We start from the raw sequence: 23,615 nt of genomic DNA, 5'->3' as shown, positions 1-23,615 counted from the left end.
CTCTCGCCGCCGGACGCCCGCGCGGCGTAGGCTGAGGCCATGGTGCGTTCCGTGGCAGATGCGCGAGCTGAGCTCGAGGCGCTGCTCGACCGCGGCGTCCACTTCGCCGTCCCACCCCAAGGGGCCCCGGGCGACCGGGGCGTGCGCAGCTCGGCGGTGTTGATCCTGTTCGGCGCCCTCGATCAAGTGGCCGCGAACACGGCTGCCAGTAGCGTGCCGCGCGAGCTGGACGTACTGCTCACCCGGCGCGCCGACACCATGCGCCACCACCCGGGGCAGATCTCATTCCCCGGCGGCGGGGTCGAACCTGGCGACGCGGACTCGGCCGGCACCGCGCTGCGCGAGGCCGCCGAGGAGACCGGCCTCGACCCGAGCGGCGTCACCGTGCTCGGCACCCTGCCCGAAATACCCATCGTCGTGAGCAACAACCTCGTCACCCCGGTGATTGGCTGGTGGTCGCGGCCCAGCTCGGTCGCGGTCGTCGACCACACCGAGGCCGTCGAGGTATTCCGGGCCCCGGTCGCCGAGCTGCTCGACCCCGCGAACCGCGGCACCGCAGTGCTGCGCTACGGCGAGCGAGTCTTTCGCTCGGACGCGTTTCTCGTCCGCGGCCACGTTGTGTGGGGCTTCACCGGGATCCTGCTCTCGACCCTCTTCACCGAGCTCGGCTGGGCCGAGCCGTGGGACCGGGCGCGGGAACTCCCGGTGACGGGCTAGCCAGCTCGAGTCGCCTCGCCCCCACTGCCCGGCCCCGCACCCGCACCCTTCCCAAGCCTCGACAATCCCCATCGAGACGTCTCAATCTGCGCCTTCGCGTCGGGTGGTCTCAGGTTGTTAGCGCAACACTGCGAATGAGTTCGTCCAGCATGACAGCTGGTTTGCGATATCCGTGAATGCGGCGGGGCCGAATATTGAGCAGCCGCTGCGTTTCCGCGAGTTCCTCGTCACTGACCTCATTGAAGTTCGTGCTCTTGGGATAGAAATCCCGAATCAGCCCGTTCGTGTTCTCGTTCGTTCCGCGCTGCCAAGGCGAGTGTGGATCACAAAAATAGATCGGGCAGCCCGTCGCGACCGTGAACTTCGCGTGAGACGCCATTTCAGACCCTTGATCCCAAGTGATCGTGCGCATCAGCTCTTTCGGGAGGCCCTGGATCATGCTCGACAACACGTCCATGACGGTCGCGCTGTCACGCCTGCCCGGGAGACGACCGATCAACGTGGCGCGTGTGGTCCGCTCTGCCAGGGTCACGATGCCCGAGTTCCCCGGACCAACCACCAGATCCCCCTCCCAATGCCCGGGAACCGCGCGATCGTTCACCTCCGCAGGACGCTCACTCAAACGGGCGCCCTCAAGCCAGGGACGACTGTTGCGGGCGGGAAGCTTTGACTGTGGTTTGCGTGTCGTGCGCCCCGACCGCAACGCTTTCTCAACCGTGAGCTCGTGCCGTAGCGCTCCCTTGCCCTGAACGTAGAGTGCCTGGTAGATCGTCTCGTGGGACACGTGCATCTCCGGCCGGTCGGGGAACTCGAGGCGTAGCTCGCCCGCGACTTGCTCAGGCGAGTACTTGTCGTTCAATCGTGCCACGACCTCGGCCCGCAGCTCAGGGGCAGTGAGTTTCCCCGCCCGAGGACGGGGCCGCAACACCAGCGCCTGGTAGTGGGCGAGCTCAGCGTTGTAATGCTCGTCTCCCCAGTCCTCAACAACGTGCTTGCTGATCTCGCGTGACACGGTCGATGGACTCACCTTGAGTTCCCGAGCAATTTCCCGAACCCCGAGCGGCAGAGTCAGCGACCGCGCCACCTGAATAAACGACCGGCCAGCCAACGTCAGTCGACGATATGACTGGCCTTGCGCGGCCGGAATCGTCGCACTCATCGGCATAGAGACGACCCCGCCACCCAGCTTTGGAGAAATGAAATTCATGCCAGCAAGCATTGCCCATCGCTTCACCGCTGTCGCGCTCAACCCCAGCTCAGTATGGATATCCTGCGCGGAAACTCCACGAATGAGCAGCCCATACGCAGCTGCCCGCATTTCCCAGGGGATCTTTATTCCCACAACACACGTCCTTCCGGAAGAGTGTTGCGCTAGCTATCTGAGACCGCCTCGCCGGATGCAGCAGATTGAGACGTCTCGACGGGGAAAGCCAGGGGTATGGCTCACCTGGGGCAATCTGCGGGACGCGTGCTTAGCCCCAGAACCGCTCCCCCGCGTGCTCCCGGTAGTCGGGCCACGGCAGGCTGATCGGCGCCTCGAAGTCGGCCGGCAACAGCGGCGGCATCGGGTCTTCCTCGACCCGGCGCGCGAACTCCGCCTGCGCCTCGGCCAGCAGCTCGGGCTGCGTAAGCAGATCGATGAAGGTCCCCGACACAGTCTTGCCCGCAGTGAGGATGGTCGGCGCGATCGTGGCGGGAATGCCGCCCATCGCGTTCATCACCCAGGCCGGGTAGGCGCCGCGGCCCGCGGCGGGCTCGAGGGCGGGGCGCGAGACGTAGAACCGGACGGTCGGCGCGTAGTGCGTCATCTCGACGTAGTCGTCGCTCGTCCAGTTGCGCTGCCAGGGCGCGAGGTGCTCGCGCAGGGCGCGCTCGGCGCTCTCGGGGTCGATCAGTTGCTCGGTCTCGGCGAGGAACGGGCGCTCAGTGGGCTCGAGCCCCAGGGTGCGCTGGATATCCTGCGCGACCGCGATCGCCTCGGGGCCGTAGCTTGGCGCCCCGACCGCCTCGAGGTTGGCGTAGAGCACGCTCGCCATCGCGTGGTTCGTGCGCCCGGGTCGGCTGCGCGCCACCCAGGTGGTTTCGAGCTCGCAGTGCGCCATCGCGGCGGCATGTACGGCGTTTCGATCGAGCACTGCGAGCACGTGCTCGGCCATCTCGACATCGGGGGTGCGCCAAGAGTACTGCACGCGCGCGATGCGGGCCGGCAGATTGTCCGCGGTCGCCTGCCCCTCCGTCAGGATCGCGTCGGACAGGCTCCAACCGCCAAAGCTCGGCAGCATGGCGTCCTGCATGATGCGCGAGGAGGTGTACATCTGCGACAGCGCGACGTTGGCACCGGGGGCGCGGGCCGCGGAGTGCGAGGCGGGGATGGGCGAGTTCTGGTTCGCCGACAGCTGCCAGGTCTCGGGCGCATCGCAGACGAAACTGTAGACCTTGCTGTAGTACGCGCCGCACTGGGTGTCCCAGCGCGCGGTGTTGCACAGCGGCAGCATGTAGAAGGGGTGGAAGCTGACGATCGCATCGGCCGAGTCGTAGTAGCCGCGCAGGCCGTGGACGACCTTCGACCCGTGCATCTTCTCGGCGGGCTCGCCCGTGTAGTTCAGCGTGCCGGTGATGCCGTGCACCGTCATCGCGTGCTTCGTGCCGAGCAGCCCGGCCAGCGTCGAGATGCCGAGCACCGAGTGCGGGTCGGTATGCCCCGGGGCGAATCGGCTCAGGCCGTCGCGCGGCGTCTCGCTGACCGACGCCGCCTGACTGTTGCCCGGCACCGCGTCGTACTCGGCGTAGGTGAGCAGGGTCGGGCCGTCGCCGTTCGACCAGCTCGCGCTGAACGCCGTCGGCATGCCCGCCGAGCCCGCCTCGACCGTGAATCCTTGCTCCCGCAGCAGGCCGACGTACCACTCTGCGGACCGAAACTCGCGCCAGGCGGGCTCGGCGAGCTCCCAAATGTGGCTGTGCCATTCGAGCAGCTGCTCGAGGTGTTCGTCGATCCAGACTTGGGCGGTGAGCTTGGCGTCAGTGCTGAGGGTGATGGCGTTCACGGAATGTCTTTCGTTCTCGGGTGTGCGGGAAAAGAAGGGGCCGGGGCGATGGGGGCCGCCCCGGCCCGGTGGGGAGGGTTACGCCGGGTCCCCGGCAGGCGCCGCGGCATCCGGGAAGAGCTCCAGCGGCACGTGCACGAGGCTGAGCCCTGGCTCGACGATCGCCCCGGCAATCACGCGCTCGAGGTCGCCCTGATCCACTACGCGGTGCCCGTGCCCGCCGAACGCGTCGGCCAGCGCGGCCCAGTCCGGCTGCGCGAGATCCACGCCCACCGGCGCGATGCCACGGTCGCGCTCGTTCTGCTTGATCTCGGCGTAGCCGCCGTTGTCGACGCACACGACGGTCAGGTCGAGGCGCTGCTCGATGGCGGTCGCAAACTCCTGGATGGCGAACATGAGCGCGCCGTCGCCGAGCACACACACGACCGGGCGATCCGGACTCGCCACCCGCGCGCCGATCGAGGCGGGCAGGCCATAGCCGAGCGTGGCGTACGCCGGGGTGTAGAGGAACGAGTGTGAGCGCTCCTGTACCGCGCGGCTCGCCATACCGAAGTACGTGATCTGCGAGCTGTCGCCGCCGACGATCGAGTCGACGGGCAGCACGGAGGCGATCCGCGCGGCGACGCCGTTGAGCACCGGCGAGAAGCCAGCTGACTCCTCGGCGAGCTCGGCACGCACGGCGTCCAGGTCGACCCAGGCGGGGCGATCCTGCCCGGCGAGCGCGGCGGTGAGCTGCGGCACGACCGCCTCGCAGTGGCCCACGACGCCCGCCGCGACCGCGACGTTCTTCTGGAGCTGTGAGCCGAGCACGTCAACGCGCAACACCGGCCCCTCGGGCGCGATGACGCCGCCCCAGAGCTCGGCCTCACCGAGCTTCGAGCCGAGCACGAGCACCGCATCCGCACGGTTGATGAGCGCATGAGCGCCGGTGAGGCGCAGCTCGGACCCGATCGAGAGCGGGTGGTGTTCCGACACTGCGGCCTTGCCGTTGAGCGTCGTGACGACCGGGGCGCCGAGGCGCTCCGCGAGCTCCGTGAGGGGCGCGCCGACCCGCGCCGCTCCCCCGCCCGCGATGATCAGCGGGCGCTTCGCCTCCGACAGGATCCGGGCGACGGCGTCCACCTCGGCAGCCGTGCCCGCGGTGGGCGCCGGGGCAGGGATCGCCGCGAGTAGTTCCGGCGGGCAATCGCTCTGGCCCTCGAGCACGTTGAGCGGGATCTCGATGTGAACCGGCCGCGGCCGGCCCGTGCGGAAGAGCGCGAAGGCCTCGTGCACGCAAGCCACGGCCTCGGTCGCGCTGCCCACGCGGCGGCTCCACTCGACGATCGCGCCGGCGGCTCCGGTCGGATCCTTCGTCTCGTGCAGCGAGCCGATGTCGGCGAACTCCTCCCCCTCCGGCACACCGGGCGAGAGGATGATGAGCGGGCGCGACTCGCAGTAAGCGGTGCCCGCGGCCGAGAGCGCGTTCAAGAGGCCCGGCCCGGAGGTCGTGATGACGACGCCCGGCAACCCGGTCTGCTGCGCCCAGCCGTCGGCGCCGTAGCCCGCGCCCTGCTCGTGGCGGGTCGTGACCGGGTGGATCCCGAGCGGCGCGAGGTGACGGTAGAACTCGAGGTTGTGCGTGCCGGGGATGCCGAAGACGGTGTCGACGCCGTAGTTGCGAATCGTGGTGAGCACCGCGAGGCCCGCGTTATCGATGGCGACGCCAGCCTGGGCCGCAAGCTCGCGCTCGGTGGCGGCCTCGGTGACGGCGATCATCGTGCGACCTCGTCCGCGACGTACTGGCGCACCCCGTCGACCCAGGTCTGCGCGACCCGGATCTCGGCGATCGTCTCGGGCGCGACCGTGTACGGGTCGGCGGCCAGCACGGCGAAGTCGGCACGCTTGCCGACCTCGAGCGAGCCGAGGTCGTCCTCTCGGCCGAGCACGGTGGCGGCGCTGATGGTGTGCCCGCGCAGGGCGGTGTCGACCGAGATAGCGAGGTCCGCGGGGCCGAGCTTGGCGCCGCGGCGCGTCACCCGGGTGACCGCGGCCTGGACCGCCTCCATCGGGCGGGGATCGGCCACCGGGGCGTCCGAACTGATCGTGACGGGTACGCCCGCGCGCTCAAACTCGCCGAGCGGGTTGAACCGCTCGCCCGGGGTGCCGATCGCCTGCTCGACCCCCTCGCCCCAGTTGTAGTAGTGCTGGGGCTGGTTCACCGGGTAAATTCCGGCGGCGGCCATGCGCGTGATCTGCGCCGGCGTGGGCAGCCCGCAGTGCTCGATGCGGTGGCGCGCGTCGGCGTCGGGCCGCTCGGCCTGCGCCGCCTCGATCGCGGTGATCACCATCTCGAGCGCGTCCGGGGACTGCGCGTGCGTGGCCGTCTGCAGCCCGACCCTGTGGGCGCGGGAGATCATCTCCGTGTAGTCGGCGGGGTCGTGGTAGAGCTGGCCCGTGCGGCAGGGGTCGCCCACATAGCCGTCCGGGAAGTAGGCCGTCCAGCCGCCGAGCGTGCCGTCGGCGTAGAACTTGATGCCGGCGAAGCTCAGGTGCGCGTTGCCGAACTGGCCGTGCATCCCGGTCTCGAGCGCCTCCTCGAGCAGGTGCGAGAGCAGGTACATGCTGTACCGGGTCTTCAACTCGTTGCGCTCGGCGAGCGCGAGGTAGTTGTCGAACTCACGGCGCGAGACCTGCGCGTCGCCGATCGTGGTGACGCCGCCCTGCAAGAAGTTCTCCTGGGCCACCGCGAGTTGGCGGCGGTGCTCCTCGGGGGCGTCGGCCAGGTGGAAGTTCGGTCCGTGGTGGCCGATCTTCACACCCTCGAGCCCGGTCAGAATGTTGCAGGCCGCGTCCGAGAGCTCGCCGGTCAGCTCGCCGTCGCCGCTGCGGAAGAACTCGCCGCCCTGCGGGTTCGGCGTATCGCGCGTGACGCCGTGCAGCTCGAACGTGTAGCTGTTGACGACGCCGCCGTGGCCCGACGCGTTCATCACGTAGACCTCGCGGTCGGTGGCGACCTCGTCGAGTTCGAAGCGGGTGGGGTGGCGTCGCTCAGCGAGGTTGCGCTGCTCGTAGCCGTAGCCGCGAATCGGGAGCCCGGCGGGCACCGTCTCGGCCGCGGCCTTGAGCCGGGCCACCATCTCGGGGATCGAGCCGGCCTGGTCGGGGCCGCAGTCGACCCAGCTCATCATCTGCCCGAGCATGAGCGGATGCGCGTGCGCGTCGATGAAGCCGGGCAGCACGGTGTGTGCACCGAGCTCGGTGATCTCCGGGGTCCGCGGGCTGATCTCGGCCGAGGCGGCGAGGCACTCCTCGAGCGTGCCGAGCGCGGCAATCGCCCCGCCGAACATGAGCATCGCGGTGACGGTCGACCCCGCGGCGTCGAGCGTGTGGATCCGGTCGGCCGTCACGATGGACGGCGAGAAGGTCGCTGCCGGCGTTTCGTAGGTGGCAAGTTTTCGCATGGTTACGCTCCTGCGGATGCCGCCGCGGCGGGCGCGGCGTGCGTGGGGGAAATGGTGGGGGTGTTGACCGGCGCGTCGGGGCGCCCGGTCTGGGCATAGGTCACGACGTTCTGCGCCTGTTGCCGCACGTACTCCGCGTCGGACTCGCTCGAGTAGTACGCGATGTGCGGCGTGACGATGACGCCGGGGGCGTCGACCAGCGGGTGATCCTGCCGCGGCGGCTCCTCGTCCAGCACGTCGAGCCCGGCACCGGCGAGGTGGCCGGAGTCCACGGCCGCGCGGAGCGCCGCCGAGTCGATGAGCTGCCCGCGGCTGACGTTCACGAGGTACGAGCCACGGGGCATCGCCGCGAGAAACTCGGCGTCGACGAAGCTCTCGGTCTCCGGCGTGAGCGGGACGTGCAGGGACAGCACATTGGCCGTGTCCCGCACCTCCGAAAGGCTCGCCCGGCGCACTCCGAGGGACGCGAGCCGCGCCCGCGTCTCGTCGGTGTCGGGGAGGAACGGGTCGTACCCGACGATCTCGCCAAACAGGGGCTGCGCCAGCTCGGCGAGCTTGGAACCGATCTTGCCGAGGCCGAGAATGCCGAGGGTGAGCGCACTCAGGCGGGGCTGCGCGATGGCGGCCCGACTGTTCCAGCGCCCCGCCACAACGGACTCACCGTAGAAGGAGAGCCCGCGCGTGGCGTGCAGCGCGAGGGCGAGGGCGTGGGTCGCGACCTCCTCGGTCGCGGCGCCGGGAATGTTCGACACCCAGACCCCGTGCTCGGCCGCGGCCGCGGTGTCGACGTTGTTGAAGCCCATCGACATGAGCGCGATGATCTCGAGCTTCGGCAGCCGCGCGATCATCTCCCCGGTGATCGTGGCGTACCCCACGAGCATCGCGACCGCGTCCTGCGCTCCGGCAACGATCGCTTCCGGATCCTGCGTGTCGAGGTAGCGCACCTCGAAACCCTGGTCTTCGAGCAGCCGCACGCCCGCGGTGAAGTCGGTGTCGTCGAGGTCGGTGTACACGGCGAGGGGGCGCCCGCCCTGGTCTGGGTTAGTGGACATGGCTCAGGAACCGCTTCGTGCGCTCGTGCTGCGGGTTCTCGAAGAACGCCTCGGGCTCGGCCTGCTCGACGATGACACCACTGTCGAACAGGGTGACCTCGTTGGCGACGCGACGCGCGAACCGCACCTCGTGGGTCACGACGATCATGGTCATGCCCGACTCGGCGAGCCGCTCCATTACCTCGAGCACCTCACCGACGAGCTCGGGGTCGAGCGCGCTGGTCGGCTCGTCAAAGAGCATGACCTGCGGGTTCATCACGAGGGCGCGGGCGATCGCGACGCGCTGCTGCTGGCCGCCCGAGAGCTCGGACGGGAAGTGCTTGTCGCGGTCGCCGAGGCCCACCTTCTGCAGCATCTCGTACGAGCGCTCACGTGCCTCGGCCTTCTTCGCGCCCTGGACCTCGGTGAGGCCGACCACGACGTTCTCGAGCGCGGTGAGGTGCGGGAACAGATTGAACTTCTGAAACACCATGCCGATGTCGCGGCGCTGCACCGCGAGCTTGCGTTCGGGCAGGTGGTGCAGGCGCTTGCCACGATCTTCCGATCCGATGCGGTGTCCGCCCAACAGGATCTCGCCGCGGTCGGCCGGTTCGAGCAGCGCCATGAGGCGCAGCATCGTGGACTTTCCCGAGCCGGAGGGGCCGAGCACGGCCTTCACCTGACCCTTGTTGACGTCGAACTCGACGCCCTTGAGCACCTCGTTGCCGTCGTAGGCCTTGTGCAGGTTGCGCACCTGGAGCGTGGGCACGACGAGCGACGTGTCCGGCCCAGTGGCGTTCAGTGGCGCGTCGGCATTCATGCGCTCTTCTCCTTCTGTCGTGCGGAGACGACCTGGATCGCGCGGGTCATGGTGTTGACCCGAGTGCGGGACGACCAGGCGAACTTCTGTTCAACCCGGTTCTGGATCAGGGTGATGATCGTGACGATGATCAGGTAGTAGATGATCGCGACGGCGTAGTACTCGGCGTAGCGGAAGGTGATGTTGACGCCGACCTGCGCGGTGGTGAGGAGCTCTCGCAACGAGATCACCGACGCGAGCGAGGAGTACTTGATCAGCCCGATGAACTCGTTCCCCGTCGGGGGAAGGGCGACGCGGATCGCCTGAGGCAGGATGATCTTCCGCATGACCGAGCCCGGCTTCATGCCCAGCGCGCGCCCGGCAAGGGACTGGCCCTCGTCAACGCTGCTCAGCGCCGAGCGAATGATCTCGGCCATGAAGGCCGCCTCGACGAGTCCGAGGCCGATGGAGGCGGCGATGAACGGGGTGTACCAGTCCTGCTTGAGGGCGGGGATGAGCTGGGGCAGTGCGTTCCACATGATGAGCAGCACCAGCAGGGCGGGCAGAGCACGGAAGAACCAGATGTAGAAGTTCGCCGGGGTGCGCAGGCTCAGCTTCTGCGAGGTGCGCCCGAGGGCCACGAAGAACCCGATGACGGTCGCGATCACGAGCGAGCAGAGCGCGACGCCGATGGAGAGGAGCGCACCCCAGAGGTAGGCGGGATTGAACAGTTGTTCAAGGAAGATTTGCGGGTCGAACAGCATGGTGTCCTTGTTCCAAAGAGAGGGGGAATCGGGAGGGGGTGCGCCGGGAGGTTGCCCCGGCGCACCAGTCGCCTACTTGACCTCGAGGATGCTCTCGTCGAGGTTGTAGTCGGCGGCGATCTTCGCCAGGGTGCCGTCGGCGCGGAGCTCTTCAATGGCGGTGGCCAGCGCGGCCGTGAAGGGGTTGTCGAGCTTCGTGAAGGCACCGAAGGTGGTGTCGGGCGCGAAGACACCCGGGGCCTCGGCCAGTTTGCCCTCGTTCTGCGTCACCATGTAGGCCGCTGCGACGTTCGTCTCGACCAGCGCGTCTGCCTTGCCGTTGAGCACCGCGAGCACGGTCTCAGAGACCTTCGGGTACTCGGCGGTCTCGATGGGATCCTTGCCGTCCGCAACGCACTTCTCGCTGAGCGCGACGACGCTCGCCGCGTTGGCGGAGGCAGCCTGGCTCACCACACGGAGGCCGCAGAGGTCCTCGGGCGTGGAGATCGTCTTCGCGGTCTCGGGGGTTGCGAGCACCGCGGGTCCGGCGTTCATGATGGGCGCGGCATCGGCGATCTTCAGGCGATCCTCGCTCATGTACAGGCCGCCGAAGATGACGTCGCACTTGCCCGACTGCAGGCCGGGCATGAGGCCATCGAACGAGGTGACCTCGAACTTGTAGTCGATGCCCCAGTGGTCGGCGAGCGCGCGAATGCCGTCGGCGTCGAAGCCGATGATGTCGCCGCCGGTCGAATCCGCGTAGTACTCGAGCGGAGCGTACTCGGGGTCGATGCAGGCGGTCAGCGTGCCGGCGTTCACGAGGCCCTCGGGCTCATTCGCGCTGGCTGCGCCGTCGCCCGACGGCTCGGAGGTGGCGCCGCCCGAACACGCGGAAAGGGCCAGGGTCACGGTGGCTGCGGCGGCGAGGATGAACAGCGATTTCTTCATTAGCGTCTCCATTGAGGCTCGAATCGTTCCCTGCGCATCCATCGTGCGAGGGTCGGGTCTGATGATCATCACCCAAGAATCTCGACTTGTCAAAGCATTTTCTTCGCAAAGGGGTCACTTCACAAAGGAATCGCAATCTTGGGCCCACTAAATCCTGGCAATAGCGCGGAATTTGCCCACACTAGCCGCGACATCGTTATTTACCTGAGACCCAGAGTGCGATAGTTTTTTCAGGTGGACTCACTCACGGAACGCTCGATCGCCCTCCTTCGCCGCGACGGAAGGGCCTCGTTCAGTGACCTCGCCCGCCAGCTCGACACCAGCCGCATGAGCATCGCGAACCGCCTGAACCCCCTCTTCGAGAGCGGCGCCCTTCGCGTCTTCGCGGCGGTGCACCCGCGCCTCATCGGGCTCACCATGCTGGCCCACCTGAGCATCCGGGTGAGCGGACCAACGAAGCACCTTGCGCGAAGTCTGGCCCAGCTCGACTCTCCGGTCTTCGTGTCTGAATCAACCGGAAAATACCAGATCATCGCCGAGTTGCACGCAGAGAGCCTGACGGAACTGCAGCGCGACGTGCACCTGATCCGAGAGATGCCCGGCGTCATCGACATCGACCTCATGCTCTACGAGCGCATCCTCAGCAGCCTCTTCCTCGGGGAGGAACCGCGGGCGATCTCGCAAAGCTTCGATAAGTCCGACCTCGTGCTCATGGAGCTCCTGCAGCGTGACGGCCGCATCGGGTACGCAGAACTCGGCGAACTCGTCGGACTCTCAGCGAGCGCAGCGCGCAGCCGAGTGGCCCGCCTGATCGAGTCGGATGCGATGCGCATCGGAGTCGTGCGCGGGCGCACCGAGCTGAATTCTGAGCTCGTGTTCGGCTTCGGCTTCAACCTCAGTGGCGACCAGACCGCGCTCGTCGCGCACCTCAAGGCGCACCCGGGAATTGAGTTCCTAGCCCAGACCGTCGGGCGCTACGACCTCGTGGCCACCCTCGCATTCGGCACCCAGCCCGAGTTCCTCGAACTCTTTGACGCGGTGCGCGAGCTCCCCGAGGTGCGCACCGCCGAGAGCTGGATCCACGCCCGGATCAGCCTCGAACGCTTCCACCACAGCACGCACCGCCTCGCGCAGATCGGCCGCACGGAGACTGATCCACTCATCATTCGCTAGTCAGAAAAGGGCTCCGGCGCCGCAGGGATCCTGCCCACCTTGCACATTCTGCACCTCGCCTGCCATCGAGAAGTCTCGATCTGCGGCTTCAATCGCTGGGAAGCCGCAGATTGAGACGTCTCGGGGATGGTCGTCGAGGGAGGGCAAGGACGAGGGATCACGACCGCCAGGGCCAGCGCGGTCTACGCCTCCGGCGCCCGGAACGCCTCGCGCATGTGGTCACTCGTCAGGAAATCCGCGATGCCGATCATAACGAGGCTGAAAATGATCTGCTCGGTGACCATCCAGGTCGGGTAGAGCCCCGGGATCGCGGCCATCACGAGCGTGATGACGGGGAAGATCTGCGCGAAGAGGCGCAGCCGCTGATACCCCCACCGCAGGCCCTTCGACGCGCGCCAGGCGAAGTAGAAGAGCGTCGCGGTCATGCCCAGCACCACGACGGTCCGCATCCAGACGACAAACGGCACGGGCTCGCCTCCCAGGGCGATCACGACGGCGAACACCACCGCGCCGAGCCCAAGAAGCAATTCGAACACCAACAGCCAGAACACCCACCGAAAGGCGCGTTTCGTGCGCGGGTGTTCCCGGTGGTGGTCTGCGATGGTGACGGTCGACTGACGGCCTCCGGCCAGGCGGTCAATGCGTTGGAAAAGTGATTCAAGCCCCATGCCCGAATTGTATGAGACCTGGGCGTCGCCGGCCTCATCCGGGAGATGGAACACGTCGGGGGTAGGCTCGAATCACCCGTGGGCGAGGCCGCCCACGTGAGCCATTGCCGGCGCCGACCACCCCAGCATTCCCCGGAAGGACCTCGTTCATGAGCGCTTCGCCCACCGTCATCGTCTCCACCGCACGCACCCCCATGGGCCGGCTGCTGGGTGGTGCCTCCCGCCTGAGCGGTGCCGAGCTTGGCGCAGTCGCGATCCGGGGCGCGCTCGACCGCGCCGGGGTCGCGCCCGAGACGGTCGATCAGGTGCTCATGGGGCAGGTCCTCACCGCGGGCGCCGGGCAGCTGCCCGCCCGCCAGGCCGCGATCGACGCCGGGATCCCGCTCTCGGTGCCGGCCACCACCATCAGCAAGGTCTGCCTCTCGGGCATTCAGGCGATCATTCTCGCTGACATGATGCTGCGCACGGGCGACGCCACCCGCGTGATCGCGGGCGGCCAGGAATCGATGACTCGCGCCCCGCACCTCCAGGAGGCCCGACGCGGCACGAAGTACGGTGCCATCGAAATGGCCGACCACATGGCGCTCGACGGCCTTACGGACGCGCTGACCGGCGAGCCGATGGGGCTGCTCACCGAGCAGGCGAACGACCGTTTCAGCATCAGCCGTGCCGAGCAGGACGCCTTCGCTGCTCGGTCCCACCAGCTCGCCGCCGCCGCCTGGGATGCCGGATTCTTCACCGACGAGGTCGTGCCCGTGCACGGTCCGCGCGGCGAGGTGCTGCTCGAGCGCGACGAGAGCATCCGCCCCGATTCGACCGCCGAGTCGCTTGGGGGCCTGCGCGCCTCGTTCCGCGACGGCGGCACGATCACCGCGGGCAACGCCTCCCCCATTTCTGACGGCGCGAGCGCGCTGCTGCTGATGTCTCGGGACGCCGCCGAGGCCGCTGGTCTCAGCTGGATCGCCGAGATCGGCGCCCACGGCATGGTCGCGGGCCCCGACACGTCGCTGCAGGAGCAGCCCGCCCACGCGATCGAGGCCGCCTGTGCCCGCGAGGGCATTACCCCCGCCGACCTCGACCTCGTCGAGATCAACGAGGCCTTCGCCGCGGTCGGCATCGCCTCGGCGAATCGCCTCGGGATCCCGCTTGAGAAGATCAACGTGAACGGCGGCGCGATCGCCCTCGGTCACCCGCTCGGCATGTCGGGCGCCCGCATCGTCGCGCACCTCGCGCTCGAGCTGCGCCGTCGCGGCGGCGGCATCGGCGCGGCGGCTCTCTGCGGCGGCGGCGGCCAGGGTGACGCCCTGATCGTGCGCGTGCCGAAGGCATAGCGCGCTTGGCCTGACGCAGACGTCACGGAGAAGAACCCCTAGTCCCCGAGCGCCCGCAGCGCGAGCCAGGCGGCGGCGCGGTCGTCGGGGCGCGCAAGTGTCAATCCGGTCAGTTCTTCGACCCGCAGGATCCTGCTGGCGAGCGTCTGGCGGTGAATCTCGAGGCGACGAGCGGCGGGTCGCCAGCCCCCGTTCTCGGCGAGAAAGACGCGCAGGGTTTCGGTGAGCAGGCCGTGTTCCCCCGCCGCATCGCGCAGCGGATCAAGCACGCCGGCGAGTTGACGGGAAGAGTCGCTCGGCAACATCCCGAGCACGAACTCGACCGTCGGAATGCGCTCGTAGCGCTGAGCGCGCGTGCCGCGGTCGAGGGCGGTTTCGCACGCCTGACTCGCCTGCCTCGCGGACTGGGCCAGGGACTCGACCGGGGCGGACAAGCCGAGGCCGAGGGACAGCCCGCCGGGCGCGTGCGTCGAGAATCGCTCGGCGAGCTCGAGGAGGTCGGGCACGAGGTCGTCACGCACGAATCCCGACACGCTGCCGCCGCGACGGGCGAGCACGTGGAGGGTTCCGAGCTCGTCGAGCCAGCGCGTCGCCAGGCGTTCGATGTCGATATTGCGTGAGCGCGAGCCGAGCTGAAACGCGGTCAGGCTCGTCTCGTGCAGCCCCCACCGACGCAAGAGGTCGCTTGCCGCTGGCCCACCGGCGAGGAGCGTGTCGAGGAGGACCTCGCGGCCGAGCCGCTCGGTCACTGAGTGGTCACTCGTGCGCAAGATAAGGTCGAACAGGGCCGCGGCCTGCGAGGCGAGGGCGCGGTTGCGGCTAGTCACGCTCGAGCGCGACGCGATGACGAGGTAACCGGCCCGGTCGCGGTCAACACCAATCGGGTGCACCTGCAGTCCCGGGTGCCGCACCCGGACGGGCCGACTGAACGCCACCGCGACGGCGTCGTCAATGTGCAGTCTGCCGGCGCCGGCGCTCGCAATGAGCTGACCGTGGGTGTCGAGCAGCACGGCCCAGCCGTCGATCCGGCTCGCGAGCTCCGTGATCGCCGCGGGTGCGCCCCCGCGCCGGGCGACCTCGGTGAGCACTTTGGTGCCCGTCGTCACGAGGCGGTCGGCCGCGGCCTGGTCGTCGGCCACCAGCGCGGTGAGCCGTGCGTGCAGCGCCTCGCCCTGGGGACGGGTCCCCAGGATCCCGGTGACCCCGTGCAGCGCGAGGAGCTCGCGCAACGATACTGAGTCCGCGTGACTCACGATGGCGGCGCCCGTGAGCGCGGCACGGCGGCTGCCGGGATGGCGCAGCGCCGCGCGAATCTCCGCGTCAGAGCCGGTGACCAGCGTCGCGAACTCGGAGTTCCCGACCACCACGTACTCGTCAATGGTGGTGACCCCGTCGACCGGGGTACGGGCGTGCACGCCAGCGACCTGGCAGTCCCCGCCGACCGCGCGGGTAATGGCTTCGAGAGTGAGCGACACGAGCCAAGTGTACCGAACGTTGTTCTTGCACTAAATTTCTCGACCATTGGCCCAGTGCCGCAAGGGCGGCAGCCACGTAACATTCCGAGAAGTCATTTCCCGCGCACCCGCGGGCGCCCACTACGAAGGAGTAATCGTGAAGGCAATCGTGTTCCGGGACCCGGCCACCCGCGCTGAGTACGTCGAGGTCGAGCTCGCCGGCCCGAAGGCCAACGAGGTCCGCGTCAAGATCGCCGCCGCCGGCGTCTGCCACTCCGACCTCCACGTGAAGCGCGGCGAGTGGGATGCCCCGGCACCGCTCATCATGGGCCACGAGGGCTCAGGCGTCGTCGTCGAGCTGGGCGAGGGCGTCACCTCCCTGGCCGTCGGCGACCACGTCGTTCTCAGCTGGGTCCCGCCGTGCGGCGAGTGCCGCTACTGCCTGCTCGGCCACGAGGCGCGCTGCCAGAAGGTCGCGACCGTTGTCGCACCGAAGGGCGTGCTCTTTGACGGAACCTCCCGCCTCTCGATGGACGGCGAGCCCGTGCACCACTACCTCGGCGTCTCCTCGTTCGCCGAAGAGGTCGTCGTGCCCGCGTCAGGCGCCATCAAGGTGCGCGACGACGCCCCGCTCGACGTGATCGCGGTCGTCGGTTGCGCCGTCGCGACCGGCGTCGGCGCGGTCACCAACACGGCGGGCGTCGAGCCCGGCTCGACGGTCGCCGTCATCGGCTGCGGCGGCGTCGGCCTCAACGTCGTCCAGGGCGCCAAGCTCGCGGGCGCCGAGCGCATCATCGCGATCGACATCGTCGCCGACAAGACCGCGATGGCGATGCAGTTCGGCGCGACCGACCGCATCGATTCATCGGCGGGCGACGCGGTCGAGCAGCTGTTCGCCCTGCTGCCCGACGGCGTCGACTACGCGTTCGACGCGATCGGCCGCACCGTCACGACCGAGCAGGCCATCAAGATGCTCGGTCTCGGCGGCGCCGCTGTAATTGTCGGGCTGCCCCCGACCGGCGCCAAGGCATCGTTCGAGCCGCTCGTTCTCGCCGAGGCCGACCAGCGCATCCTTGGATCGAACTACGGCTCGGTTCGCCCCTCCATCGACATCCCCGCGCTCGTGGACCGCTACATGGACGGGCAGCTCAAGCTCGATCCGCTCATCTCGGGTCGCCGCCCACTGAGCGAGGCCGCTGAGGCTCTCGACGACCTCGAGGCCGGCGGCGTGCTGCGCACGCTCCTGATCCCGTAATTCCCGGCGTTTCGCCGCTGCACGACGACCCACCCAACTCGAAGGAGAGTTCCCTCCCCATGACCGCACCCACCACTACCGGGCTCAAGCCCAGCGACGCCGGCCTCCGCCGCGGCGTCATGAGCGGGCCCGAGCTTGCCGCTCAGGCCATCGCGAACATCGCGCCGAGCGCCGTCATCGCGTTCACCGCGGCCGGCATCTTCATGGGCGCCGGCAACGGCACCATGCTGTCGTTCGTCCTCGCCACCATCGTCATCCTCTGCGTCGGCTACTGCGTCTCGGTGTTCGCGCGCAAGCACGCCTCCGCCGGTTCGCTCTACACCTACGTCTCAAAGGGCCTCGGCCCCCTCGGCGCGTACACCGCCGGTGTCGCGCTGATCGTCGGCTGCTGGGGCATCGCTGCGGGTTCCCTCGGCGGCGCCGTCTCGTACATGAGCGACTTCTTCGGCCACCTCGGCCTGCCGATGGACAGCCTGGCCGCCAAGATCGGCCTCGCCATCGTGCTCGGCGGTCTCGCGACGCTCTTCACCATCCGTGGAATCCGCCTCTCGGCGCGCGTCTCGCTCGTGCTCGAACTCGTTTCGGTCGCCATCATCCTGATCCTGCTGGTGCTCGCGCTCGTCGCGATCGGACCAGAGGCCTGGGACCCGTCGCAGTTCTCGCTCGAGGGCGTGCCCTTCCAGGGCGTCGCCGCGGGTATGGTGCTCGGCATCCTTGGCTTCGTCGGCTTCTCGTCAGCGGACGCGCTCGGCCGCGAGGCGAAGAACCCCTACACCGCAATCCCCCGCGCCATCATGTGGAGCGCCCTCGTCGTCGGCGTGCTGTACGTCTTCGCTGCCTACACACAGATCGCGGTCCTCGGTTCGGACCTCGGCACCGTCGCGAGCCCGCTGCAGGCCATCTCCGACAAGATCGGCATGCCCGACTGGTTCGCCCCCGTGCTGACCTTTGGCGTCGGCGCTTCGTTCTTCGCCGTGGTCGTCGCCCCGCTCAACGTAGTCGGTCGCATCATCTACGTAATGGGCAAGGAGGGCGTGGTGCCCGAGCGCTTCGGCCGCACCCACACGACCCACCTCACCCCGCACCGGGTGCTGCTCATCGCGGGCCCCGCAGCGATCCTGCTCGACATCATCATGCTGTCCTTCGGCGTGCACCCGATGGACATCGTGGTGTGGGTCGACACGTACGGCACCTTCGGCTACATGGTGGCGTACTCGCTCGTCGCCATCGCGTGCGTGCTCTACACGCGCCGCGAGGGCATGAAGAACGGCCTGGTCTGGGTCACCGCGACGATCGCGGTGCTCGCGATGATCTACGTCTTCATTGCGAACGTCTACCCCGTGCCCGCCTACCCGTTGAACGTCATCCCGTACATCTTCCTCGTGACGATGGTGGCGGCGCTCGCCTGGTACGCGTACATCGCGAAGAACCGCCCCGCGGTGCTCGCCGCGATCGGCAACACCGAGACGGACGCGCTCGAGGGCGTCGGCTAGTCCGCTTCTCTCGCACAAACGCGCGCGTCGCCCCGATTGCCGGGGCGGCGCGCGCGTTTGTGTATCGCCCACTTGTCCAGGCAGGATCCTGCCGCGCGATAGCCTGGCAGAACGCCCCGTCAGTGGGGGCCGCGTACCGATGGAGGAGCCTGATGTCCGCACCCGCAGGCGCGGCGCAGACGTTGCTTGCCCGCGGACTCTCGGCGCTGATTGCGCTGGTCCTCGCCTCGATCGTCTGGCCACAGCTCAGCGCCCTGGCTGGCCTCGCCGGGCTCCTCCTGCTCGTACCCGCGCTCGTCACCGCGGGGTCGCGCACCCGCATTGTCGCCATCTTGATCACCGCCATCGGCCTGGCCTGCGCCGTCGCGGCGGCCATGCTCGGCGAGCTGCCCAGCCTGAGCCACACCGGCAAGCTCAACCAAGACCTCATCGCGATGCTCGCGGGCGGCGCATTCGTCGGGCTGACGCTGCGGAGCCGAGGTGGCACGGCGGAGGTCGCCCCGGAGTCACAGCTGTCCGGAATACCCGCCGTCTTTCGCACCGGACTCGTCATCCACCTGCTCGGCTCGGTACTGAACATGGTTACGCTCGGCCTCGTCGGCGACCGCTTGTCAGCTCAGACGCGACTCGATGTCCGCGACGCGGGCCTCCTCGCGCGGTCCTACTCGATCGCCGCGCTGTGGTCGCCCTTCTGGACGGTCACCGCGCTGATCGTCGTGCTGGTGCCCGGCGTAAACCTCTGGCGGCTGTTCGGTATCGGTGCGATCTTCGCCGTGGTGTTTCTCGCGCTGAGCACCTGGCAGAACGCCGCCTCGCGCGGCCCGGCCGTCCGCGAGTTCCGCGGCTACTCGCTCGCGCCGCGCCAGCTGATCGTGCCGGTCACGCTCGTCGTGGTCGTGCTCGGCAGCCACTTCCTGCTGCCCGAGACCCCGGTGCCCCGGCTCGTCCTCCTCGCCTCGGTCGGCGTCACGCTCGTGATCCTGTGGGTCAGGTTTGGCCCGCAAGAGGCCGCGCGCATGATGTCTCGGGTCGCGAACCGCGACCTCGCCGCGTCGGTCAACGAGGTGGCCCTGTTCCTCGCCGCCGGCGTGATGACGGTGGGCGCGAGCCTGCTACTCTCGGCCGTCGACTTCCAGCTCGCCCTCCCGCCGTTCGGGCCGCTGCTGGCGTGGCTGCTCGTCCTGACCATCGTGGTGCTCTCGGCAGTCGGGGTACACCCCATCATCGGCATCTCGCTCGCCGTGAGCCTGCTGCAGCCCTTCACCGGAGACCCGACGCTGCTCGCCGCCGCCATCACCTGGGCGTGGGCGATCTCGGCCCCCACCGGACCTCTCTCGGGCAACACGATCTTCCTATCGCAGCGATACGGGCTCAGCGCGGGTGTGATCGTCCGGCAAAACCTGACGTACGGTCTGATCGGGCTGGCGCTCGCGGCGGGCGGGCTCGCGGCGGTGGCCGCTGCGGGGTAGCTGAATCCTGCTCCCGCGCACGCCCGCGATCTACACTGACTCCATGACAACCCGGAGCGGCAACCAGACCCGCGGCGAACGCATCCCCGCGATCGAACGCGCGACGAACCGACCGTGGAACGAGTGGGTCGCCTATTTCGACAGCCACGGCGCACGCACCCTTGACCACCCGGCCATCGCCAAGCTCGCGCGCCCAGAGATGCCGGCGGATCTCGACAGCCCCGACTGGTGGGCGCAGGGCGTCGCGATCGCGTACGAGCAGTTCGTCGGGCTGCGAGTACCCGGCCAGTCGTCAACGGGCACGTTTCGCGTGAGCGCGAGCCGCACCCTTCCCGTCGATCGCGACACTGCCCTCGGCCTGTGGCTTGCCGCGCACGACGCGACGACGGAGCACCTCGGCCACGCCGTCGAAGATCGCCGGAGCTCCCGCACCGAGAAGCGCGCGTTTCGGCGATTCTCACTCGAGGGCGCCGGCAAGGTCGAGGTCGCCGCAACCGCGGGGAAGGATCCGGCGAAGACGATCCTCTCGGTCTCACAGGACGGGCTCCCCGACGGCGAACGCATCGAGGAGTGGCGTGCGCACTGGAAGGCGCTCCTCAAGGCGCTGTAGCCCGGCGTGATCCTGTGAGAAAAGACCGGAGAGCTGGGGCCCGCGAATAGACTCGGGGGATGGCACAGCAGCCCGCAACCGTAGAACGACAGATCGATCGCGCCGACCGCGAGATCATCGATCAGCTGCGCGTCGACGGCCGACGACCGTTCTCGGAGATCGGCCGCAACATCGGCCTCTCTGAGCCGACGGTGCGGCAGCGCTACAACCGGCTCGTGTCAATGGGAGTGCTGCACGTCGTCGGCATGCACGACGAGACGAAACTCGGGGGCATCTCCGCGCACATCGGCATTCGCGTCTCGGGAGCAGCGGTGGCCCGCGTGGCGGAGCAGCTTGTCGATCACCCGCAGATTAAGTACATCGCGTGCACCCTCGGCTACTACGACATCCTGCTCAGCGTCGAGACGCCCGACGCTCAGGCCCTTGGCCGGGTGGTGCTGCACGACATTCGGCGCATCCACGGGGTCTCTGAGGTTGAGACGCTCACGGTGCTCGAGATGCGCAAAGACACCTATCTGTGGAGCTGGTTCAACGAAGCACACGCGTAGCGTCTACGCGTCGGGGTTGCTCACGCTCTGCCCTGCGGTGCCTCGCAACCCGTGCCAGGTGTAGTCCTTGGCGAGAGAGGTGATGATAATCGGCTGGATCGCCGCGACCCCCGGCGTGCATCGGATCTCATCGAGCAGGCGGATCAGTTGTTCCTGATCGCGGCAGGTCACCTCGAGGTAGATGTCGTAGGAGCCCGAGATGAGCGCGATGTGGTGAATGTCGGAGTTCGCCGCGAGGTCGTCCGCCACGTCCTGCGGGGTGAGGTTGCGCACGCGAATGAGTAGCCGCGCGACTTCGTGCCCGAGCATCAGTGCATTGCAGATGCCGACGATGTTGAGCACGTCGTCGTCTTGCAGCTTTGCCATCCGGCCGCGGACGGTGGACTGCGAGACCCCGAGTTCTTCCGCAAGCGAGGTAAACGACCGCCGGCCGTCTCGCCCTAAGAGTTCGATCAGCCGGCGATCGAGCTCATCGACCACTGCGTCGCCCAAGGTTCACCATTCCTCCAGGGTACCGCGGCTCCGGCGCGCGGCCCGCGGAACGGGACAGCGCCGCCGAAGTGGCGACGCTGCCCCACTCGCGGCTAGGCGCCGAGGGCGCGTGCGGCCTTGACCAGCTCGACGTTCGACGCGACGACGCTTCCGTCTTCGAGGGTGAGCCCGTCCTCGAACCCGATCCGGGTCTCGCAGCCGTCCTCGATCGCGGCGCGAACGATCGGCCAGACGGTCTCGCCGTAGCCGTGGTAGAGAATCGGCGCGGTCACGCCGGCTGCGCGAATCGCCGCGGCCATCTCGCGGCACTCCGCGACGGCCTGATCCGCGTCCTCAGTCTCGGGCTCGATCAGCACGCGCACGTTCTGGTGCAGGGTCGGCGAGGCCAGCAGCGCGGGCATATCGGCCATCGACCAGACGGCCGACTCGAGGACCATGCCGCGCTCGAGCACGAGCTCGGCGGCCTCTGCCGCCCCTTCTTCCACGAAGGTGACCGAGGCGAAGTCGGGCAGCGCGTCCGCGGGCCAGGCTGCCAGGTGGGCCATGCGTTCCGCGTGCGACGAGACCGTCCAGAGTCCCGTCGTGGTGCCGATGACCACGCTGGGGTCGGCCGCACGCATGGCACGGACCCATTCGCCGATGTCTTCCGGGGCGATCGTCTGCCCGTCAGCCCCGACCCGCACGTGCGCGTGCACGACGTCGGCACCGGCCGCCACAGCGGCGATACTTGCCGCCACCACCTGGTCGATGGTGAGCGGAGTTGCGGGGTGATCCTCGAGGGTACGTCCGCCGTTGATTGCTGCTTTGAGAAGCATGAGTTTCCTTCCGAAATGATGATAATGGGCAGCGCGGGGCGGGGCCTACCCGCCAAGCGGATAGACCCATGCGCGTCGCCTGTGTGGTTAGTCCTGGGGCGTGGACTGTGCGAGCAGCGCGGCGACCGTGTCGCTCGCACCGGTCAGCGAGCCAAGCGGCTTGCCCGCGCGCAGGTCGGCGACGAGTTCGGGCTCCTCCGCGTCGTCGGCAAGCGCGATGTCGACGATCTTCTCGAGCACGTCAAGGGGAACGACGAGCACGCCGTTCGCGTCGGCGAGCACGACGTCTCCGGGACGCACTGCGGTGCCGCCGACCGTGACCGGGATGTTCACGCCGCCAGCATCGATCCCGTGCAGCTTGGTCGTGAGCATGCTGGTGCCGCGAGCGTGGACCTCGAGGCCCAGCTCCGCGATCTCGTCGGTGTCGGTGACGACCCCGTCGACGATCGCGCCCGCCGCGCCGCGCGCCACGAGCTGCGCCGCGACGACCTCGCCGAGGGGTGCATGCCGAACGTCGCCGCCCGTATCAATCACCATGACCTGGCCGGCCTCGATCAGGCCCGCACCGTGGTGCAGCATGGTTGAGTCGGTGGCCGTCGTGCGCACGGTGAAGGCGGTGCCGATCACGCGGCCGGCACCCACCTGACGCCGGATCCCCGAATCGGTAAAGCCCTCTTCCAGGTAGTGGCCGAGCGTCGGAAAGCTCAGGCGCTCGAGCTTCGCGCGAAGCTCGGGCGACAGGGTGGTCGGGGTCTCGCCGACGTTGGCAAACATTACTGGCCCTTCATGGAGTATCGCGTGTCGATCCTCCGGTTCTCGAGTGCGGGAAGTGAGGCGCGCGCCTGGTCAAGGCGCTCGCGGGTGATATCGGCGAAGGCGATGCCTTCGTTGTGCGCGTCGAGGCCGGCACGCACGATGCCCATGGGGTCGATCACGCGGCTGAGTCCGGCGGCGTCCGCCTGCACGGTACCCGCGGCGATTAGCCAGCTCACGTTCTCCACCGCGCGGGCCTGCGTAAGCAGCTCCCAGTGCATCTCCTTGCCCTTGCCCGACACCCACGCTGCGGACAGCGAAATGATGTCGACGCCGCGGTCCGCCATGCTGCGGAACAGCTCGGGGAAACGCACGTCGTAGCAGTTGGCGATTCCGACGCGGAACCCTTCCACCTCGATGACCGGCGGGAGGGCCGCGCCGTGCGTGATGTAGTCCGATTCCTTGTAGGAGAAGGCGTCGTAGAGGTGCACCTTGTGGTATCGCGCGGCCTCCACGCCATCCGGGTCGACCGCGAGAATCGTGTTGAAGGGCACCCCACTCGGGTTCGGCTCGTACCCAGCGGCAATGATCGTCAGTTGGTGCTGGGTCGCCAACTCCGCAAGCAGTGCCTCAAAGCGCGGCCATGCCTCGGCGAGCAGCGCGGGGAATTGCGGCTTGATCTCGTCGTCCGCGAGCAGCATTGACTCCTCGGGGAACACGACCAGGGCCGCGCCCGCTGCTGCCGCCTCCGCGGTGAAGCGGCGAATCACAGCGAAGTTGTGCTCGAAATCGATCGTGGGTGACGTCTGCGCTACGGCGACTCTCATCA

At 68.5% G+C, this 23,615-nt stretch carries 22 protein-coding genes; 8 read left to right on the top strand and 14 right to left on the bottom strand.

Annotation, left to right across the window (positions count from 1 at the left end):
- Window positions 1-39 precede the first annotated feature (39 nt).
- A complete protein-coding gene (locus JW030_RS01980; RefSeq protein ID WP_188046330.1) occupies window positions 40-717 on the top strand; it encodes a CoA pyrophosphatase in 678 nt (225 codons plus the stop codon).
- 109 nt (window positions 718-826) lie between these two features.
- Here JW030_RS01980 and JW030_RS01975 read toward each other — a convergent pair whose 3' ends face one another.
- The 8 genes from JW030_RS01975 to JW030_RS01940 form a co-directional block, all read right to left on the bottom strand.
- Window positions 827-1,924 carry an IS30 family transposase gene (locus JW030_RS01975; protein WP_206348613.1) on the bottom strand — a complete coding sequence of 366 codons (1,098 nt, stop codon included), beginning with the start codon at window positions 1,922-1,924 and terminating at the stop codon, window positions 827-829.
- A 265-nt stretch (window positions 1,925-2,189) separates the two neighbouring features.
- Entirely contained in the window at window positions 2,190-3,761 is a 1,572-nt protein-coding gene (locus tag JW030_RS01970) for an amidohydrolase (RefSeq protein WP_206348614.1), read from the bottom strand.
- A gap of 78 nt (window positions 3,762-3,839) precedes the next feature.
- The gene (locus JW030_RS01965) at window positions 3,840-5,519 is read right to left on the bottom strand and encodes a thiamine pyrophosphate-binding protein (protein WP_188046688.1); all 1,680 of its coding nucleotides are present in this window, start codon (window positions 5,517-5,519) and stop codon (window positions 3,840-3,842) included.
- Window positions 5,516-7,204, bottom strand: coding sequence for an amidohydrolase (locus JW030_RS01960; protein ID WP_188046689.1), 1,689 nt, complete (start codon window positions 7,202-7,204; stop codon window positions 5,516-5,518). The genes JW030_RS01965 and JW030_RS01960 overlap by 4 nt, the downstream gene beginning before the upstream one ends.
- A gap of 2 nt (window positions 7,205-7,206) precedes the next feature.
- Window positions 7,207-8,256, bottom strand: coding sequence for a C-terminal binding protein (locus JW030_RS01955; protein WP_188046690.1), 1,050 nt, complete (start codon window positions 8,254-8,256; stop codon window positions 7,207-7,209).
- The gene (locus JW030_RS01950; RefSeq protein ID WP_188046691.1) at window positions 8,246-9,055 is read right to left on the bottom strand and encodes an amino acid ABC transporter ATP-binding protein; all 810 of its coding nucleotides are present in this window, start codon (window positions 9,053-9,055) and stop codon (window positions 8,246-8,248) included. The genes JW030_RS01955 and JW030_RS01950 overlap by 11 nt, the downstream gene beginning before the upstream one ends.
- Complete coding sequence (locus JW030_RS01945) at window positions 9,052-9,798, bottom strand: amino acid ABC transporter permease (protein WP_188046692.1); 747 nt, start codon at window positions 9,796-9,798, stop codon at window positions 9,052-9,054. The genes JW030_RS01950 and JW030_RS01945 overlap by 4 nt, the downstream gene beginning before the upstream one ends.
- A 72-nt stretch (window positions 9,799-9,870) precedes the next feature.
- Entirely contained in the window at window positions 9,871-10,725 is an 855-nt protein-coding gene (locus tag JW030_RS01940) for an ABC transporter substrate-binding protein (protein WP_188046693.1), read from the bottom strand.
- 234 nt (window positions 10,726-10,959) lie between these two features.
- Here JW030_RS01940 and JW030_RS01935 point away from each other — a divergent pair, with 234 nt between their 5' ends.
- Entirely contained in the window at window positions 10,960-11,898 is a 939-nt protein-coding gene (locus tag JW030_RS01935; RefSeq protein WP_188046694.1) for an Lrp/AsnC family transcriptional regulator, read from the top strand.
- Between the two features lie 182 nt (window positions 11,899-12,080).
- On the opposite strand, the gene JW030_RS01930 is transcribed toward JW030_RS01935, so the two are convergent.
- Window positions 12,081-12,566: a hypothetical protein gene (locus tag JW030_RS01930; protein ID WP_188046695.1), complete on the bottom strand. Its 486-nt coding sequence runs from the start codon at window positions 12,564-12,566 to the stop codon at window positions 12,081-12,083.
- Between the two features lie 149 nt (window positions 12,567-12,715).
- On the opposite strand from JW030_RS01930, the gene JW030_RS01925 reads away from it, so the two are divergent.
- Window positions 12,716-13,897 (top strand): acetyl-CoA C-acyltransferase, encoded by a 1,182-nt coding sequence (locus JW030_RS01925; RefSeq protein ID WP_188046696.1) that lies wholly within the window; start codon window positions 12,716-12,718, stop codon window positions 13,895-13,897.
- 38 nt (window positions 13,898-13,935) lie between these two features.
- Here JW030_RS01925 and JW030_RS01920 read toward each other — a convergent pair whose 3' ends face one another.
- Entirely contained in the window at window positions 13,936-15,372 is a 1,437-nt protein-coding gene (locus JW030_RS01920) for a CdaR family transcriptional regulator (protein ID WP_188046697.1), read from the bottom strand.
- Window positions 15,373-15,508: 136 nt separating this feature from the next.
- Here JW030_RS01920 and JW030_RS01915 point away from each other — a divergent pair, with 136 nt between their 5' ends.
- The 5 genes from JW030_RS01915 (at window position 15,509) to JW030_RS01895 (ending at window position 20,726) form a co-directional block, all read left to right on the top strand.
- The gene (locus JW030_RS01915; RefSeq protein ID WP_188046698.1) at window positions 15,509-16,606 is read left to right on the top strand and encodes an alcohol dehydrogenase catalytic domain-containing protein; all 1,098 of its coding nucleotides are present in this window, start codon (window positions 15,509-15,511) and stop codon (window positions 16,604-16,606) included.
- Window positions 16,607-16,665: 59 nt separating this feature from the next.
- Window positions 16,666-18,099 carry an APC family permease gene (locus JW030_RS01910; protein WP_241095507.1) on the top strand — a complete coding sequence of 478 codons (1,434 nt, stop codon included), beginning with the start codon at window positions 16,666-16,668 and terminating at the stop codon, window positions 18,097-18,099.
- A gap of 152 nt (window positions 18,100-18,251) precedes the next feature.
- Window positions 18,252-19,568: a hypothetical protein gene (locus JW030_RS01905; protein ID WP_188046699.1), complete on the top strand. Its 1,317-nt coding sequence runs from the start codon at window positions 18,252-18,254 to the stop codon at window positions 19,566-19,568.
- 43 nt (window positions 19,569-19,611) lie between these two features.
- A complete protein-coding gene (locus JW030_RS01900) occupies window positions 19,612-20,178 on the top strand; it encodes a hypothetical protein (RefSeq protein WP_188046700.1) in 567 nt (188 codons plus the stop codon).
- A gap of 59 nt (window positions 20,179-20,237) precedes the next feature.
- Window positions 20,238-20,726 (top strand): Lrp/AsnC family transcriptional regulator, encoded by a 489-nt coding sequence (locus tag JW030_RS01895; protein ID WP_188046701.1) that lies wholly within the window; start codon window positions 20,238-20,240, stop codon window positions 20,724-20,726.
- Window positions 20,727-20,729: 3 nt separating this feature from the next.
- Here the strand turns inward: JW030_RS01895 and JW030_RS01890 are convergent, their stop codons facing one another.
- The 4 genes from JW030_RS01890 to JW030_RS01875 all read right to left on the bottom strand — a co-directional run bounded on the left by JW030_RS01890 (window position 20,730) and on the right by JW030_RS01875 (window position 23,613).
- Window positions 20,730-21,218 carry an Lrp/AsnC family transcriptional regulator gene (locus tag JW030_RS01890; protein ID WP_223160030.1) on the bottom strand — a complete coding sequence of 163 codons (489 nt, stop codon included), beginning with the start codon at window positions 21,216-21,218 and terminating at the stop codon, window positions 20,730-20,732.
- A gap of 92 nt (window positions 21,219-21,310) precedes the next feature.
- Window positions 21,311-22,033, bottom strand: a complete 723-nt coding sequence (locus JW030_RS01885) for a 3-keto-5-aminohexanoate cleavage protein (protein WP_188046702.1) — start codon at window positions 22,031-22,033, stop codon at window positions 21,311-21,313.
- 87 nt (window positions 22,034-22,120) lie between these two features.
- Window positions 22,121-22,807, bottom strand: a complete 687-nt coding sequence (locus JW030_RS01880; protein WP_188046703.1) for an RraA family protein — start codon at window positions 22,805-22,807, stop codon at window positions 22,121-22,123.
- Entirely contained in the window at window positions 22,807-23,613 is an 807-nt protein-coding gene (locus JW030_RS01875) for a nitrilase-related carbon-nitrogen hydrolase (protein ID WP_188046704.1), read from the bottom strand. Before JW030_RS01875 ends, JW030_RS01880 begins: the two co-directional genes overlap by 1 nt.
- Window positions 23,614-23,615: the final 2 nt, after the last annotated feature.

It is taken from the genome of Leucobacter sp. CX169 (assembly GCF_017161405.1).
GTDB lineage: Bacteria > Actinomycetota > Actinomycetes > Actinomycetales > Microbacteriaceae > Cx-87.
The sequence above is the reverse complement of the archived record's forward strand: the minus strand, read 5'-3'. Positions and strand labels throughout refer to the sequence as shown.

Excerpts from the sequence above, each read along its gene's own strand:
- JW030_RS01980 (WP_188046330.1), top strand. The coding sequence starts at position 40 with ATGGTGCGTTCCGTGGCAGATGCGCGAGCTGAGCTCGAGGCGCTGCTC.
- JW030_RS01975 (WP_206348613.1), bottom strand. The coding sequence starts at position 1,924 with ATGAATTTCATTTCTCCAAAGCTGGGTGGCGGGGTCGTCTCTATGCCG.
- JW030_RS01965 (WP_188046688.1), bottom strand. The coding sequence starts at position 5,519 with ATGATCGCCGTCACCGAGGCCGCCACCGAGCGCGAGCTTGCGGCCCAG.
- JW030_RS01960 (WP_188046689.1), bottom strand. The coding sequence starts at position 7,204 with ATGCGAAAACTTGCCACCTACGAAACGCCGGCAGCGACCTTCTCGCCG.
- JW030_RS01955 (WP_188046690.1), bottom strand. The coding sequence starts at position 8,256 with ATGTCCACTAACCCAGACCAGGGCGGGCGCCCCCTCGCCGTGTACACC.
- JW030_RS01950 (WP_188046691.1), bottom strand. The coding sequence starts at position 9,055 with ATGAATGCCGACGCGCCACTGAACGCCACTGGGCCGGACACGTCGCTC.
- JW030_RS01945 (WP_188046692.1), bottom strand. The coding sequence starts at position 9,798 with ATGCTGTTCGACCCGCAAATCTTCCTTGAACAACTGTTCAATCCCGCC.
- JW030_RS01940 (WP_188046693.1), bottom strand. The coding sequence starts at position 10,725 with ATGAAGAAATCGCTGTTCATCCTCGCCGCCGCAGCCACCGTGACCCTG.
- JW030_RS01930 (WP_188046695.1), bottom strand. The coding sequence starts at position 12,566 with ATGGGGCTTGAATCACTTTTCCAACGCATTGACCGCCTGGCCGGAGGC.
- JW030_RS01925 (WP_188046696.1), top strand. The coding sequence starts at position 12,716 with ATGAGCGCTTCGCCCACCGTCATCGTCTCCACCGCACGCACCCCCATG.
- JW030_RS01910 (WP_241095507.1), top strand. The coding sequence starts at position 16,666 with ATGACCGCACCCACCACTACCGGGCTCAAGCCCAGCGACGCCGGCCTC.
- JW030_RS01905 (WP_188046699.1), top strand. The coding sequence starts at position 18,252 with ATGTCCGCACCCGCAGGCGCGGCGCAGACGTTGCTTGCCCGCGGACTC.
- JW030_RS01900 (WP_188046700.1), top strand. The coding sequence starts at position 19,612 with ATGACAACCCGGAGCGGCAACCAGACCCGCGGCGAACGCATCCCCGCG.
- JW030_RS01895 (WP_188046701.1), top strand. The coding sequence starts at position 20,238 with ATGGCACAGCAGCCCGCAACCGTAGAACGACAGATCGATCGCGCCGAC.
- JW030_RS01885 (WP_188046702.1), bottom strand. The coding sequence starts at position 22,033 with ATGCTTCTCAAAGCAGCAATCAACGGCGGACGTACCCTCGAGGATCAC.
- JW030_RS01880 (WP_188046703.1), bottom strand. The coding sequence starts at position 22,807 with ATGTTTGCCAACGTCGGCGAGACCCCGACCACCCTGTCGCCCGAGCTT.
- JW030_RS01875 (WP_188046704.1), bottom strand. The coding sequence starts at position 23,613 with ATGAGAGTCGCCGTAGCGCAGACGTCACCCACGATCGATTTCGAGCAC.